The organism is Actinocatenispora comari, assembly GCF_017312725.1.
GTDB lineage: Bacteria > Actinomycetota > Actinomycetes > Mycobacteriales > Micromonosporaceae > Actinocatenispora > Actinocatenispora comari.
This window is the reverse complement of record NZ_BOPO01000133.1, coordinates 42,677-57,003: the sequence shown is the minus strand read 5'-3', so window position 1 is coordinate 57,003 and position 14,327 is coordinate 42,677. Positions and strand designations below refer to the sequence as shown.

At 74.4% G+C, this 14,327-nt stretch carries 11 protein-coding genes; 2 read left to right on the top strand and 9 right to left on the bottom strand.

Going from position 1 to position 14,327, the window contains the following annotated elements; translation table 11 throughout:
- Positions 1-223: 223 nt before the first annotated feature.
- Positions 224-1,741, top strand: coding sequence for a sugar transferase (locus NUM_RS33340; protein ID WP_225919022.1), 1,518 nt, complete (start codon positions 224-226; stop codon positions 1,739-1,741).
- Between the two features lie 29 nt (positions 1,742-1,770).
- Here NUM_RS33340 and NUM_RS33335 read toward each other — a convergent pair whose 3' ends face one another.
- Entirely contained in the window at positions 1,771-2,556 is a 786-nt protein-coding gene (locus NUM_RS33335; protein ID WP_207128906.1) for a WecB/TagA/CpsF family glycosyltransferase, read from the bottom strand.
- Between the two features lie 32 nt (positions 2,557-2,588).
- Here NUM_RS33335 and NUM_RS33330 point away from each other — a divergent pair, with 32 nt between their 5' ends.
- Positions 2,589-3,824, top strand: a complete 1,236-nt coding sequence (locus NUM_RS33330; RefSeq protein ID WP_207128905.1) for a hypothetical protein — start codon at positions 2,589-2,591, stop codon at positions 3,822-3,824.
- Between the two features lie 66 nt (positions 3,825-3,890).
- Here NUM_RS33330 and NUM_RS33325 read toward each other — a convergent pair whose 3' ends face one another.
- The 8 genes from NUM_RS33325 to NUM_RS33290 form a co-directional block, all read right to left on the bottom strand.
- Positions 3,891-4,784 (bottom strand): sulfotransferase domain-containing protein, encoded by an 894-nt coding sequence (locus NUM_RS33325; protein WP_207128904.1) that lies wholly within the window; start codon positions 4,782-4,784, stop codon positions 3,891-3,893.
- Between the two features lie 4 nt (positions 4,785-4,788).
- Positions 4,789-6,417, bottom strand: a complete 1,629-nt coding sequence (locus NUM_RS33320) for a lipopolysaccharide biosynthesis protein (protein WP_207128903.1) — start codon at positions 6,415-6,417, stop codon at positions 4,789-4,791.
- A complete protein-coding gene (locus tag NUM_RS33315) occupies positions 6,414-7,712 on the bottom strand; it encodes an O-antigen ligase family protein (protein ID WP_225919021.1) in 1,299 nt (432 codons plus the stop codon). The genes NUM_RS33320 and NUM_RS33315 overlap by 4 nt, the downstream gene beginning before the upstream one ends.
- The gene (locus tag NUM_RS33310) at positions 7,705-8,619 is read right to left on the bottom strand and encodes a glycosyltransferase family 2 protein (RefSeq protein WP_207128902.1); all 915 of its coding nucleotides are present in this window, start codon (positions 8,617-8,619) and stop codon (positions 7,705-7,707) included. Before NUM_RS33310 ends, NUM_RS33315 begins: the two co-directional genes overlap by 8 nt.
- Positions 8,616-10,337, bottom strand: coding sequence for a Wzz/FepE/Etk N-terminal domain-containing protein (locus NUM_RS33305; protein ID WP_207128901.1), 1,722 nt, complete (start codon positions 10,335-10,337; stop codon positions 8,616-8,618). The genes NUM_RS33310 and NUM_RS33305 overlap by 4 nt, the downstream gene beginning before the upstream one ends.
- Positions 10,330-10,926: an acyltransferase gene (locus NUM_RS33300; RefSeq protein WP_370467106.1), complete on the bottom strand. Its 597-nt coding sequence runs from the start codon at positions 10,924-10,926 to the stop codon at positions 10,330-10,332. Before NUM_RS33300 ends, NUM_RS33305 begins: the two co-directional genes overlap by 8 nt.
- Positions 10,923-12,881 carry a WD40 repeat domain-containing protein gene (locus tag NUM_RS33295; RefSeq protein WP_225919020.1) on the bottom strand — a complete coding sequence of 653 codons (1,959 nt, stop codon included), beginning with the start codon at positions 12,879-12,881 and terminating at the stop codon, positions 10,923-10,925. Before NUM_RS33295 ends, NUM_RS33300 begins: the two co-directional genes overlap by 4 nt.
- 215 nt (positions 12,882-13,096) lie before the next feature.
- Positions 13,097-14,188 (bottom strand): glycoside hydrolase family 26 protein, encoded by a 1,092-nt coding sequence (locus NUM_RS33290; protein WP_207128900.1) that lies wholly within the window; start codon positions 14,186-14,188, stop codon positions 13,097-13,099.
- Between the last annotated feature and the right edge of the window lie 139 nt (positions 14,189-14,327).

The following is a 14,327-nucleotide window of genomic DNA, read 5'->3' as shown; positions in this document are numbered from 1 at the left end:
CGAACGAACGGCGGCACCGGAACAGGATGGCGCGTTTGGGTGGATGCCGGACGACGATCGGTCAGATCGCTAACAGAAGGATTGGGTTAACGAACGGTTCACTCTAAAGTTGAGACGTCCTCGGAAATCCCCGCCAGCCCGTCGCCTTCGCGACGACGCTGCGGCTTCGAGGACCTCAACTGGAGCTGGCGCGTCGCCGGCACTGCGGCGGAGGTGGTGCGTGGTGGCTGCGGAGACTCTGACCGCAAGACCCGCACCGTTCCCGCCGACGCCCGATTCGCCGGGCAAGCCCGACAAGCGCAGTCCCGGGCACGGCTGGGTCGGCCGGTACGTGGTCGGGCTGGTCGGCCTGGACGTGACGGTCGCGGTGCTCGCCAGCTGGGCCGCGCTGGGCGTGGTGTTCGGCGCGGTTCCGTTGCACGCCAACGTGGTCCACCTGGTGATGGCCGGCGCGCTGCCGATCGCCTGGCCGGTCGTGCTGGCCGCGAACCAGTGCTACGACCGGCGACAGCTGTTCGTCGGCAGTGCCGAATACGATCGCGTGGTCCGATCCGGGGTGGTGCTCGTCGCGCTGGTCGCGCTCGCCGCCTACCTCGGCGATCTGGGGCTGTCCCGGGCGTACACGGTGGTCAGCCTCGCCGTCACGGTGCCCGGCACCGTGCTCGGCCGGATGGTGATGCGGCGGGTGCTGCACCACGGCCGGCGGCACGGCCGCTGGCTGCGCCGGGTGGTCGTCGTCGGGCACGTGCGCGCGGTCGCCGACCTGTGCCGCCAGCTGCGCCGGGAGCGGTACCACGGGATGAGCGTCGCCGGCGCCTGCGTGCCGGTGGCGAACCTGGCCCGGCACGGCGGGCTCGACCGGCTCGGCGGCCACCTGGTGATCCCGGACGTCGACCTGCCGGTGTACGGCAGCTTCGACGACGCCGCGTACGCGGTCGAGGCGGCCCAGGCCGATGCGGTGATCGTGCTGTCCTGCCCGGAGCTGGACGGGCCGGCGGTGCGGCGGCTGGCCTGGCAGGTGGAGAACGACGACACCGACCTGATCCTCGCCAACTCGCTGATGGACGTGTCCGGCGGCCGGATCACCGTGCGCCCGGTGGACGGGCTGCCGATGCTGCAGGTGACCCACCCGCGGCTGCGCGGTACCGGTCGGCTGGCCAAGGCGCTGTCCGACCGGATCGGCGCCGCGCTGCTGCTCGCGCTCACCTGGCCGCTGCTGGCCGCCGCGATCGCCTGGATCCGGCTCACCTCACCGGGCCCGGCGCTGTTCCGGCAGGTGCGGGTGGGCCGCGACGGCCGCCCGTTCACCATGATCAAGTTGCGCACCATGTACGTCGACGCCGAGCACCGGCTCGCCGGACTGCGCGGCGACGATCCGGACAACGTCCTGTTCAAGCTGCACGACGATCCGCGCGTCACCCGGGCCGGCCGGGTGCTGCGGGCGCTGTCCGTCGACGAGCTGCCGCAGCTGTTCAACGTGCTGGCCGGGCACATGTCGCTGGTCGGCCCCCGCCCACCGCTGCCGGACGAGGTCGCCCGCTACCCCGCCGACATGGGCCGGCGGCTGGTCGTACGGCCCGGCATCACCGGGCTGTGGCAGGTCTCCGGCCGGGCCGACCTGTCGTTCGACGACGCGGTGCGGCTCGACCTGCGGTACGTGGACAACTGGTCGCTGTCGCTGGACCTGGTGATCCTGCTGCGCACGGTGACCGCGGTGCTCCGCCGTTCCGGCGCCTACTGATGGATCGTCGGCGCCGGCCGGGTTCGGGCTCAGGATCCCTGGCGTGCCATCGGGCGCTCGGCGGCCGGGACGGCCAGCGGGCGGGAGCCACGCCGTACCACGTGGTAGAGGAAGCGCGGGTTGCCCAGCACGTAGCGGGCGAACAGCCGGCGCGGCTCCTGCGCCAGCCGGTACGCCCACTCCAGGCCGAACCGGTACACCAGCGGCGGGCACGGGCGGCGCTCGCCGGCGGTCCAGTCCAGCCAGCCGCCGCAGGTCAGCGCGACCGGCGGTACGAGCGCGTCGCGGTGCTCGGCGAGCCACAGTTCCTGGCGCGGGTTGCCCAACCCCACCAGCAGGATCCGGGCGCCGCTGGCGTTGATCTCGGCGAGCAGACCCGGCTCGTCGGCCGGGCCGAAGTAGCCGTGCCGGGCGCCGGCGATCCGCACGCCGTGCTCGGCGCGCAGCCGCTGCCCGGCGCGTTCGGCGACGCCCGGCTTGCCGCCGAGCAGGAACACCGGCAGCCCGGCCGCGGCCCAGGCGCCGCACAGCGGCGCCGTCACGTGCGTGAGCGGTACCCGGCCCTTCGGCCGGTTGCCGAGCAGCCGGGCCGCCCACACGATGGACTGGCCGTCCGGGAAGTTCAGGTCCGCGGCGGCGATCGCGGTCGCGAACGCCGGCTGCCGGGCGCAGAGGTTGACGACGTGGGCGTTGACCCCGACGACCGTCGCCCGGCGTCCGGTCGCGGCCCACTGGGTGGTCAGGCCGACGAGATCGTCGGTGTCGCACAGGTCGACCGGGGTACCGCCGACGTGGACGCGCTGCGGTGCGTACATGGCGTGCTCCGAGGGGCGAAAGGGATGGGTGGATGAGCGATCCGCGCGCTGGGACGGGCGGGCTGGGGTGGGTGTGCCGGGCGCTGTTCGCCGGCGAAGACGTGCGGGTGTCGGTACCGGGTGAGCCACCCGCCGACGGCTGGCGCACGGTGGGCCGGTTCGCGGTGGTGCCGGACGCGGCGCGGGCCCGGTTCCTGTTGCCGGTGACCTCGGCCCGGGTGACCGCGGCGTCGCTGCTGTGCTTCAACGCGCTGCGCGAGCCGCGCACCCGGGCGCTGCGCTGGGCGCTGGGCACCGCGGCCCGCACCGGCGCCGCCCGCGTGCTGCCGTCGCTGACCGTGTCCATTCCGTCCGATGTGGACGGTCGGGACCGGTACGTGGTGCACCATCTCGCCGAGCGTCTCGGCGGTGGCGAGCTGCACGCGGCGATCGGGGTACGGCCGCCGGACCCGCACCACAAGCCGACGGTGCAGCTGTTCGACCCGACCGGCGCACCCCGCGGGTACGCGAAGATCGGCTGGAACGGTGCCACCCGCGCGCTGGTCCGGGCCGAGGCGGCGACCCTGGCCGGGCTGCCGTCCGGCGCCGGGTTCCCGTTCGTACCGCGGCTGCGGTACGCCGGGGAGTGGCGGGACCGCAGCATCGCGGTGATCGAGCCGCTGCCGGCCGACGTGCGGGCGGTGCCGCGGCCCGACGACCCGTACCCGACCGAGTTGCTCGCGGTGGCCCGCAACGGCGGTGCGGCAACGCGGCCCCGACCGCTGCGCGGTTCGGAGTTCTTCATCGGACTCGCCGACGGCGCCACCGGCGCGGTGGCGGCCGGTGGCGACGGGGCCGGTCGGGCGGTCCGGACCGCCGCGGCGCTGCGGGAACGGTACGGCGAGGTGGCGGTGGAGTTCGGGCACTGGCACGGCGACTGGGTGCCGTGGAACCTCGGCACCCACGGCGGCCGGCTGGTCGCCTGGGACTGGGAGCACCACGCCGCCGACGTACCGGTCGGGTTCGACCTGGCGCACCACGGTTTCCAGCGCGCGCTGACCCTCGACGGGGTACCGGCGGCCGCCGCCACCGAGGCCGCCGCGGCGGCGCTGGCCCGGTACGGGCCGATGCTCGGCCTGGACGCCGGGGCGCAGCGCGCGGTGCTGGACTGCTACCTGCTGGAGCTGTGGCTGCGGACCTGGCGCATCGCCGACGCCGGCGCCGGCTGGAACACCCTGCTGCATCCCCACCTCCTCGACGTGCTGGCGAACCGCCTGGCCCAGCCGTGACACCCGCGGCCCGGTTCCGGGCCGGCCGAAGCCGTGCCGGTTCCGGGGTCGGTGCCGGCGCGGTGCTCAGTCCGCCCAGTCGAACCGCATGCCGAGCCGTTCGGACAGCGCCCGGTTGTACGGCCGGAAGTAGTCGGTGAGCTCGGCGCGCACCGCCGGGTCCATCGGCGCCGAGCGGCGGTCGTTGTACACCCGGAACTCGCCCGGGTCGTAGGGCGGCAGCCCGACGAACTCCAGCACCCGGCGGTAGGTCGCGGCGGGATCCCGGTACAGCGACTCGCTGGGCAGGAACAGCAGCTGGCCCCGGTCGAACCGGTCCAGCCACGGCTCAAGGTGCTCCAGGTACCGGCCGCGGGCCCGGTAGGTGTGCCAGTCGTACGGCTCGCTGAAGTGGTTCTCCTCGGCGATCAGCCGGTCCCGCTCCCCGGTGGTACGGGCCGGCTCGGCGGCGAGTGCGGCGGCGAAGTCGAGCGGTTCGTGGCCCTCGGTGCGGCGCTCCTTCCAGTGCGAGTACGCCCGCTCCACCGGATCGCGCAGCAGCACGATCAGCCGCACCTGCGGCATCAGCTCGTGCACCCGTTGCGGCGCAAGGGGATGGAACATGTACAGCGGGGCCGCCTCGCCAGCACGGACCGGCCCGCCGTAGCGGGCCGACTGCGCCGCGCGCTGCCGTTCGGTCGGGAAGTGCGACCGGTACCAGTCGACGCCGCGGTGCCAGTTCTCCTCGAAGTAGTGCGAGGTCTTGGTGTTCCAGGCCGGGAACAGGTGCGGCACACCGGGATGGCGCAGCAGGTAGTTCCACAGCGAGGTGGTGCCGCCGCGCTTGGTACCGATGATCAGGAAGTCCGGCAGTGGCCGGCGCGACGCGGTGGCCTGGCCGTACCGCACCAGGGCCCGCTTGACTCCGCCGGTCACCGGCGCCGGGGTGAGCTCCTTGACCCGGTCCTTGATCGTCGCCACCTGGCTACCGCCCTTCCCTGTTCTCCGACACCGCACCGGGCCGGGGCCGCAACGTCGCGACGACCCCCGTGACCCGGCGGCGCACTCCCGGTACGGCCAGCGCCCCGCCGGCGCCCAGCGCCAGCACCCCGACCGCGACCAGCAGCGGCAGGACGCCGCGACCGGCCGGTACCGCGACGGCCGCGCCGACCGCGCAGACCGCGGCGCCGACGCCGAGCGCGGTACGGACCAGCGCCGCGGACAGCAACGGCTCGCCGATCACGCGGCGGGCGGCCAGCGCCGCGGACACGTTCTCCACCACGATCCCGCCGGCCCAGGCGAGCGCCGCGCCGAGCGCCCCGTACCGCGGGATCAGCGCGATGCCGCCGCCGAGGGTGACGGCGAGGCCGGCCGCCGCCGCGGCCAGATGGATCCGGCTCGCGCCGCTCATCAGCAGCAGCGTCTGCACGTTGCCGAGCCCGACGTTGACCAGCATCGCCACCGCCAGCACGGTCAGCGCGCCGGTGCCCGCGGTGAACCCGGAGCCGAACAGCCGCAGGAAACCCGGCGCGAAGAACGCCAGGAGCAGGTAGACCGGCCAGGACAGCACGATCACCCAGGTCGTCGTCTGCCGGTGCACCGCCGCGGCGTCGGCCCGGCGGCCGGCGCCCAGCAGCGCGGAAAGCTGCGGCGCCACCGCCACCCGCAGCCCCTGCATCGCGAGCTGACCGGCCAGCACGTACCGGCCGACCGCGCCGAACACGCCGGCCTCGGACTGCCCGGCGAGGGCCGCGGTGAGCAGCACACCCACCCACATGCTCGCCGCGTCGATCGCCGCCGACGCCGCCCGTGCGGACGCGAAGCCCCAGAACCGGCGCCAGTCGGTACCGTCCGGTCGAGCGCCGCCGGCCCCGCGCAGCGCCGGCACCAGCATCGCGGCGCAGACCAGCACCGCGACCGCGACCGGTACCAGCCAACCGATCGCGGCGGCGACCAGTCCGGCGCCGGCCAGCGCGACGGCACCGACCAGCACCGGCCGGCTGATCGGCAGCAGCAGGAACTGGACCGCGACGTAGTGCCGGATCGGCCGTACCGCCCGGACCGCGGCCAGCAGCAGGGTCATGGCCACCGCCACCGGCAGCGCCGCGGCGACCAGCCGCAGCAGCACCACGCCGTCGCCGCCCGCGTCCGGCAGAAGCCGCGGCGCGAGCGCACCCGCCGCGGCGGCGACCGCGCCGGCGAGCAGCACCGATGCCAGCAACGGCGGGACCAGCGCCACCATCAGGATCCGCACCCCGCGGTCGCGCCAGCGGGGCAGCGCCCAGATCAGCCCGGTGTCGGCGCCGAGGCAGCACAGCGCGCCGGCGACGGTGATCACGCCGACCAGGGCGAAGAACGCGCCGGACCCGGCGGTACCGAAGCCGCGGGTGACCACGACGGTCAGCAGGAACCCGAACAGCCCGCTCACCGCGGCACCGGCGAGACCGAGCGCGCCGCTGCGCGCGCTGCGCCGGACGCTCTCCCCGCCGTCCGTACCGCCGCCACCCGCCGGGGTCGCGCCGCTGCCGCCCGCCGGCCGCGTACCGTTGCGGCCCCGGGGATCCGGGACGAGGCGGGCCGCGGTGGCGCGGTGCCGGCCGGCCGGCGCGGTCACCGGGACCCCACCGGTACCGGCGGGCGCACCGCGGCGCGCTCGATCGCGGCGCGGCGCACCCGGGGCGTGGCCGCGGCGGCGATCGCGCCGGCGACCAGGAACAGCACGGACAGGTTCTGGTAGTTCAGGCCGTAGAACGGCAGCTGCACCAGCGCGATCAGCGGCACCGCGGACAGCCACAGCCCGGCCGGGCGCCTCAGCCGCAACCCGGCGCGTACCGTCACCAGGAACCAGCCCAGGAACACCGCGAGCGCCGGGATCCCGTTGCTGTACAACACCATCCACAACTGCCCCTGGGTACCCACCGGGGCCGGCGCGCTGGTGGTGTCGACGGTGGTGGGGGCGCCGAACCCGAGCAGCGGCGAGTCGACGATGCGGTGCAGCACCTCGCCGTACAGGCTGAGCCGGTCGGCGGTGCTGTCGCTGGTCTCGGTGCGCGCGGCGATCAGCGTGTCGATCGGGATGAACCAGGTCAGCGCGACCGCGACGACGCCCAGCACGGCGATGGTGGCGAGCAGCCGCGGCCGGCCCCGCCGGACCGCCCGCAGCGCGACGAACACCAGCCCGATGCCGAGGCTGACGAGCATGCCCCGGTTGAGGGTCAGGAACGCCGGCGGCAGCGCCAGCGGTACCGACAGGATCAGCAGCCGCCGCGGCCAGCCGGCCCGGAGCGACGCCACGCACGCCAGCACCGCGGGCAGCAGGATCGCGAAGCAGCTGCCCCACAGGTTCGTGTACGGGAACGGCGCGGACGGGCGCAGCGTCGACACCCCGTCGGCGCGCAGCTCCGCGCCGCTCGCGTGCACCATGTCGTGCACGTACGGGGCGGCGGCCAGCCCGTGCGGCAGCAGCCGCTCGACCGGCGTGGCCAACGACAGGCCGGGTGCGAGCACGCCGACCCAGCCGAGTGCCGCGAGCGACGCCCAGAACAGCATCAGCGGCAGCCACAACACCCGCACCCCGCGCTCGCGGGCCAGCGTGTACCCGTAGACGCCGACCGCGAGCGCGGTCAGGTAGAACGCCAGTCGCAGCAGCGCCGTGGCCACCTCGGTGACCCGCTCGACCTCCACCAGGCTCAGCGCCGCGATCGCGCAGAACAGCAGCCAGACCGGCGCCCCGGTGGGCAGCCGGACCCCGCCCCGGGCCGCGAGCAGCCCGGCCAGCAGCAGCCCGAACACCGGCCATACCAGGTAGAACGCGCCGGCCAGCCACCACACCGGTACCAGCCCGAACATCAGCACCAGCGGCCAGGCCGGCAGCGGTGCGGTGCGGGCCAGCGCGGCGTACTCAGACACCCCGGCCCCGCGACTGCGCCAGCGCCAGCACCCGCTCCCCCGACACCAGCCCGGCCAGTACCGGCATGGTCGCCGCGATCCGCTTCTCCGCCGGGTTGAGCCGGGCCACGGTCCGCAGCTCGCGCAGCGCCTCCCGGCGCCGACCCGAGGCGGCCAGCGCGAACGCGATCTGACCCCGGATCCGGGCCGTGCCGTGCTTGCTGCGGGCGAACTCCGGATGCCGCTCCAGCAGGTAGCGCAGCGCGTCGACGATCGTGGCCCAGCGGCCGAAGAAGAACGACCCGCCGTGCCACTCGACCACCACCAGCGGCGCCGGCACCACGGCGATCGGCCCCAGCGCGGCGATGCGCAACAGCCACTCGTAGTCCTCGGCGTACCCGCCGGGAATGTCCTCGTCGACCGGCCCGGCCGCCGCCACCGTCGAGCGCGGCACCAGCAGGGTGGACGGGTGCACCTCCATGATCCGGTCGGCGAGCAGGTCGTCCAGGGTGACCGGGCGGGTCGGGCCGGGGCGGTCCCGGTCGATCCCGGGGCCCGCCAACCGCACCCCGCAGGTCACCGCGACACCGGCCGGGTCGGCGAGCAGCGCCTCGACCTGGCGGCGCAGCTTGTCCGGCTGCCAGCAGTCGTCGTCGTCGCAGAACGCCAGCAGCTCGCCGGACGCCGCGTCGCAGCCGGTGTTGCGGCCACCGGGCAGCCCCTTCGTGCGGGCGTTGGCCAGGTGCACCAGCTCCCGGCCCGGCGGCACGTCGACGGCGAGCGGTCGCACCTCGACCCCGTCGTACACGACGAGGCACTGCACGCTGCCGGCGTAGTCCTGGTCGAGCACGGCGCGCACCGCACGTTCCAGCTTGCCGGGCCGGTCGCAGGTGGCGATGACCACGCTGACCGGCGGCTGCGCCGTCACGGTCGGCCCCGGACCAGGACCACGCCGGACACCGGGCAGCCGGCGGTGGCGAGCCGGTCGGCGGCGCGCCGCAGCTCGGCCAGCTTGGTCCGGTGTGGCACGGCCACCAGCACCGCGGCCGCGGCGTGCACCAGCTGGACGCCCTGCGCGTCGGCGAGCATCCGGACGCCGCGGGCGTCGTCGTCCAGCGGCGGCGCGTCGAGCAGCACCAACCCGGCGTCGTGCGGCGCGGCGCCGGCCGGGCCGACCGCCACGGTGCCCTTGCCGACCGGTACCACCGGGATCGGCCGGGCGCTCAACGCATCGTCGGAATCGGGCCGGATGCTGACGATCCGCCGCGGGGTGCCGTTGACCGGCGCCCGTACCGTGCCGCGGTCGGCGCTGCCCTCGGCCAGCCGCATCGCCGGCAACTGCACCGTGTCGGTCAGGTCCGCGGCCGCCTCGAGCGTGCCGCGGTCGGTACCGGTGCGCTGGCCGGCGATCCGGTCGGCAGTGGCGCGCTGGGCCGCGATCCGTTCCGGCGTCGGGGTGTTCGCGTCGGCGGACGGATCCACCCGCACCGAGTCGCGCGGCCGGCCGGTCGACGCGCCGCGGACCCGGGCGCACAGCTCGCTGCCGGTGCCGACCACGTCGCCCAGGAAGACGTCCCGGCCGAACCCGGCCAGCGCCACCGCCACGTCGGCGGACAGGTCGGCGCGGCCCTCGTCGTCGCGGGCCGACAGCAGCATCACCGGCCGGCCGTCGGCGCCGAGCCGGGCCACCGCGAGCGCCACGTGGTCCACGTCGGCGTGCCGGGCCCGCGCCGGCGTCCGGTTGCCCCGCCGTACCACCCCGAGCAGCGGTGCGGCCACGGCGATCGTGACGTCCGCGGCGCCGCGTACCCGGCGGTCGGTGGACTCCCGGACGAAGCTCGCCGCCGCACCCAGCAGCGCGCCGCCGAGCAGCCCGGCCAGCCCGAACAGCAGCGGCCGGTCGTGGTTGGACGGCACCGGTGCCGCCGCCGGGCTGGTCAGCGTGCCCGGCGTCAGGTCGATCGCGGCCACGTCCGCGCGCCGCTCGGTGACGGTACTGATCTGGTCGTTGAGCGCGCGGGTCGTGTCGTTGCCGGTACCGCCGTTCTGACCCACCTGGCCGTTCTTGCTGGCGTCCTTCTCGGCGGCGTCCAGCTTGCTGTTCAGCTTCTTCAGCGTGGCGTCGTACCCGGCCAGCCGGCGCTGCTGCTGGTCCCGGTAGTCGTCCCGGCGTACCTGCAGGTAGGCACGGGCGGCGGCGTTGCTGCCGCGGATCGCGTCGGCGGAGCTGCGCGCCGCGTACTCGAACCGCAGCACCTGGCCACCGACCGGCACCTCGACCTTCAGCGCGTCGTCGACCGCGGCCCGGCTGCTGCCGGTCGCCTTCGCGACCGCGTCGGCGACCCGGCTGCCGGTGGCGATGCCGGTCTCCACGTTCATGTTGACCGCCCGGTCGGCGCCCGGCCCCGGGTAGCTGAACGGGTCGGTGACCACCGCGCGGACCGTGACCACCGCGGTCGCCGTGTACGTGGCGGGCAGCAGCGTCAGGTAGCCGGCGACCGCGGCGACGCCGAGCAGCGCGCAGGCCAGCACCCAGCGCCACCGCCGCCGCGGTACGGCCAGCAGCTGGGTCAGTGTCATCGTCGGTGTGGCGGCGGGATCGGCGTCGCCGTAAGGGATGTCGCGGGTGCCCAGTCGATCAGACATCGAACCTCTTGACCACCTGTTGCGGGTTTCCGATGACCACGCAGCGCGCCGGTACGTCGGAACGGACCACGCACGCCGCACCGACGACGCTGTCGGCTGCAATGGACACGCCCTTGAGCACCATCGCGTTGCTGCCGATCCACACGTTGTCGCCGATCGAGATCGGCGCCTTCGTCGACGCGTCCGGCGGATCGTGCCGGCGGGCCGGGTCGACGTGGTGGAAGTCGTTGTCCACGATCTGGCAGTCGGACAGCAGGCAGCGGGCGCCGACCGTCACGGTGCTCCAGCAGCCGATCCAGCTGTCGTTGAGCAGCGTGTCGGGCCCGACCGTGATCCGCCCGGTACCGGCGAACCGGACGTGCTTGTTGATCCGGCACCGGTCGCCGATGGTCACCGTCACCCCACGGCGCAGCCGGATCCGGCCGCGGATCTGCACCCCGTCGCCGAGCGTCAGCCGCCGGTACCGCAGCCGGTACCAGGCGCGGCGGGCCGCGTACAGCGCGCGCACCGCACCCGGTGCCTTCGCGGCCAGGGCGTACCGCTCCGGCGGGTTGACGGTGACCGGCGCCGCGCCGGTGTCGGATCTCATCGGGTCGCGAAGAACAGCGTCTGGTTCGACCAGGTCAGCCCGCCGCCGGCGGTGGCCACGGTGGTCGCGGCGCTCCCGTCCACCGCGGTCGCGGCGGCCGGGTCGAACGGCACCGAGCGCAGCGTCCCGTCGGTGTAGCCGTAGACGATGGTGCCGTTCACGTAGGTCATCCCGCGCACCTTGCTCCAGGCGACCCCGGTGGTCGGCACGCTCAGGTAGGTGCAGCCGACCACGTAGCTGTCCGGCTCCAGGTACCGGTAGTAGAGCGTGTCGGCGTTGCCGACGGTGTAGTACATCCGGCCGTCGAGCAGGAACGCGCCGTTCATGTTGGCGGCCTGGAACCAATCGTCGTACCCGTTGGTCCAGGGCGCGCCGACGGTGCCGGTGAAGGTGGAGAACTGCAGCTGGTTGGTCACGCCGGAGCGGGCCCAGTAGAGCTTGTTGCCGACCGGGAACGCGGCCCGCGCGTCGACCAGGTTCGGCTGGCTGGTGCTCGCCGGGGTGCCGAGCGTGCCCGCGTCGTACGGCACCTTGGTCAGCGCGCCGTTGCCCGCGCCGAGGTACAGGTAGCCGGTGTCGCCGGTCGCCCCGTTGTCGGTGCTGATCGCGCGACCGCCGGCGGTGGGGAACATGCCGAGCCGGCCGTGGTACTCGTTGCCCATCCCGTCGGAGTTCTGGCCGAAGTAGACGCCGTCCGGACCGCGCCACAGCACCGGCACGTTGGAACCCCAGGCGGTGGCGCCGGACGGCAGGTTGCTGCCAGCGCTGCGCCGCGGGTTCCAGTTCAGCGGCAGGCCGTTGACCGGGTCCAGCGCGGCGATGCCGAGCCGGTCGACCGCACCGTCGCCGGCGGCGTCGTTGCCGTTGGCGTTGTTGAGCCAGCGGAAGTGGCCGGCCGCGTAGATGACGCCGTCGACGGCGAGGATCGAGGTGACCGAGTCGGTACCGGTGCGATCCACCCAGGTGTGCTCGATGTCGCTGCCCCGGGTCGCGGTCTCCCACCGGCTGACCGCGTCGCAGTCACCGGTGGTACCCCGGCCGCCGTTGGCGCTGACCACGAAGTAGCTGCCGTCGTCGGAGAAGTCGATGCCGGTCACGTAGCTGTCGAACGAGCCGCTGTAGCACGGATCGACGAACCGCTGGGTGGACCAGTCGGCGAGCTGCGGGGTGCCGGTCAGGTCGACCATCGCGAGCTGGTTGCGGGCCTGCCCGTTCACCTGGGTGAAGTTGCCGCCCACTACCAGCGTGGCGCCGTCCGGCGACACCGCCATCGTCCACACGTACTCGGAGCCGGACCGCGGCACGCTCGCGTCGACCTGGAACGACGGGTCGATCTGCCCGGTGGTGGCGTCCATCCGGCCCAGCAGCGAGTGCTGGGTGCCGTTGAGCCAGTGGAACGCGCCGCCCACGTAGAGCTGGTTGTCGTGCAGTGCCAGGGTGCGCACCACGCCGCCGTCGGAGTGCGCGTCCCAGGCCGTCACCGTGGCGCCGGTCGACGGGTCGAGCTCGACCAGCTGCTTGCGGCTGACACCGTTGACCGTGTTGAACGCGCCACCGACGATCAGCTTCCCGTCCGGGCTCGCGACCAGCGCGTTGACCGCGCCGTTGAGCTGCGGCAGGAAGGTGGTCGAGATCGCGCCGGTGTCCGCGTCGTAGCCGAACAGGTAGGACCGGGAGGTCCACGCGGACGCGCCCGCGGCGCGGATCTGGCTGAACGTGCCGCCCACGTAGACGGTCGAGCCGATCCGGGCGAACGCGCGGGTCTCGCCGTCGCGCGCGTTCGGCGTGCGGTCGTCCGGGTTCGTCGAGACCAGCGTGCCGGGCGCGGAATGCGGCACCGGCGCCGCCTGGGCCGCGCCGGTCGGTACCAGCACCGAGCCGAGCAGGGCCGCGGCACCGAGCGCGGCGGCCGAGACCCAGACGCGGGCACGACGATGGATCGAGGGCAGGTTCACGGGACGCGCCTCCAGCGTCTGGTGTGACGGCGCGCGTGACGCCGATGACCCGGCCGGCGCGCACCACGAGAGGTCCTGTCGGGCCGCTCAGCGCACCTTCGCAAACCTCGGTACGTTCCCGGAATCCACCATTCGGTCAGTAAGAACGCACTGTCGGTGATGCGACACGACCGCTCCGGTCCTGTCGATGCACCACCGCCACCGGTAGGGCCCGGTCAGCGGGCACCACCGGGGTAGGGCGGGCGAAAGTACGGATCGGTGGCGATCGACCGGAAACCGGACCAGTTGTCGTCGGTGCTGGTGACCCGGGTGTCACAGCCGGCGACCGACGAGTCGAACGAGATCAGGCCGCGGATCCGGGTGGTCTTGCGCACCAGCTCGCCGAGCCCGCGGTACCAGTCGCCGCGGGCCGACCCGTTCGAGCCGAACTCCGACAGCATGACCGGCTTGCCGTCGCCCAGGCCGCTGTGCGCCAGCCAGTGCAGGAACGGCAGTACCGACTGTGCCGGCGTCTCGGGGTCGGTGCGGTGGCAGGTGTTGAAGTCGTACGGGTCGTAGCTGACCCAGTCGACGTACCCGTCGCCCGGGTACAGGTCCGGGTACCAGGCGGTGTGGCCCATCGAGCCCATCACCCACCACACGAAGCGCACGTTGTGCGCGCCGGCGGCGACCACCACGTCGTGCACGTGCCGGTACGCGGCGGCGAAGTCCTTCGCGCTGCCCGCGACCGAGCTGCCCCGCTCCAGCTCCTGCTCCGGCTCCTGGTTGAACGAGAACAGCACCGGCGCGCCGTAGTCGGCCAGCCGCCGGCCCACCTTCCGCAGGTACGCATCGTGGTCGCCGGCGGCGATCGACGCCCACGAGGTGTACCGGTCGGTGCCGAAGTCACGGGCCCGCAGATCCATCAGCACCAGGTGATCGGAGTCGCGCCACGCCTGGTCGGTGGCGTCCGCGGGCAGCTGGTTCCACCCGTAGTACCGGCTGACCAGCGTGATCGGCTGCCCCAGCCGGCGCTCGATGCCGGCCAGGTTGCCGCGCAGGTCGGTGCTCTTCGCGCCGGACGCGGTGGTACGCGGCCAGATCCCCAACCAGGCGCCGCAGCTCGGGACGAGGTTCGCGTCGACACCGCAGGACGCGCTCGGCGCCACCGACGCGCCCTCCGGCTGGCGCTTGTCCGGCGAGCCGGGGTGGCCGCCGGACCGCGACGCGCCCGGCGCGGCACCGGGCCGGGCACCGTCCGCCGGCTCGCCGCCGCAACCGGCCGCCAGCACCAGGAGCGTCAGCGCGCCCGCCGCCGAGACCGCCACCCGCCGCACCGGAACCGGCCGACGCCGGTTGCCCCCACCCGTACGCACTCCGCCGAGGCCGAACACCGCCACCCCCGTACCGTCGCGGCACCACCGGTCGCGACCGGCTCACGGTAACCCGTTGCCGGCCCCGGCGGCG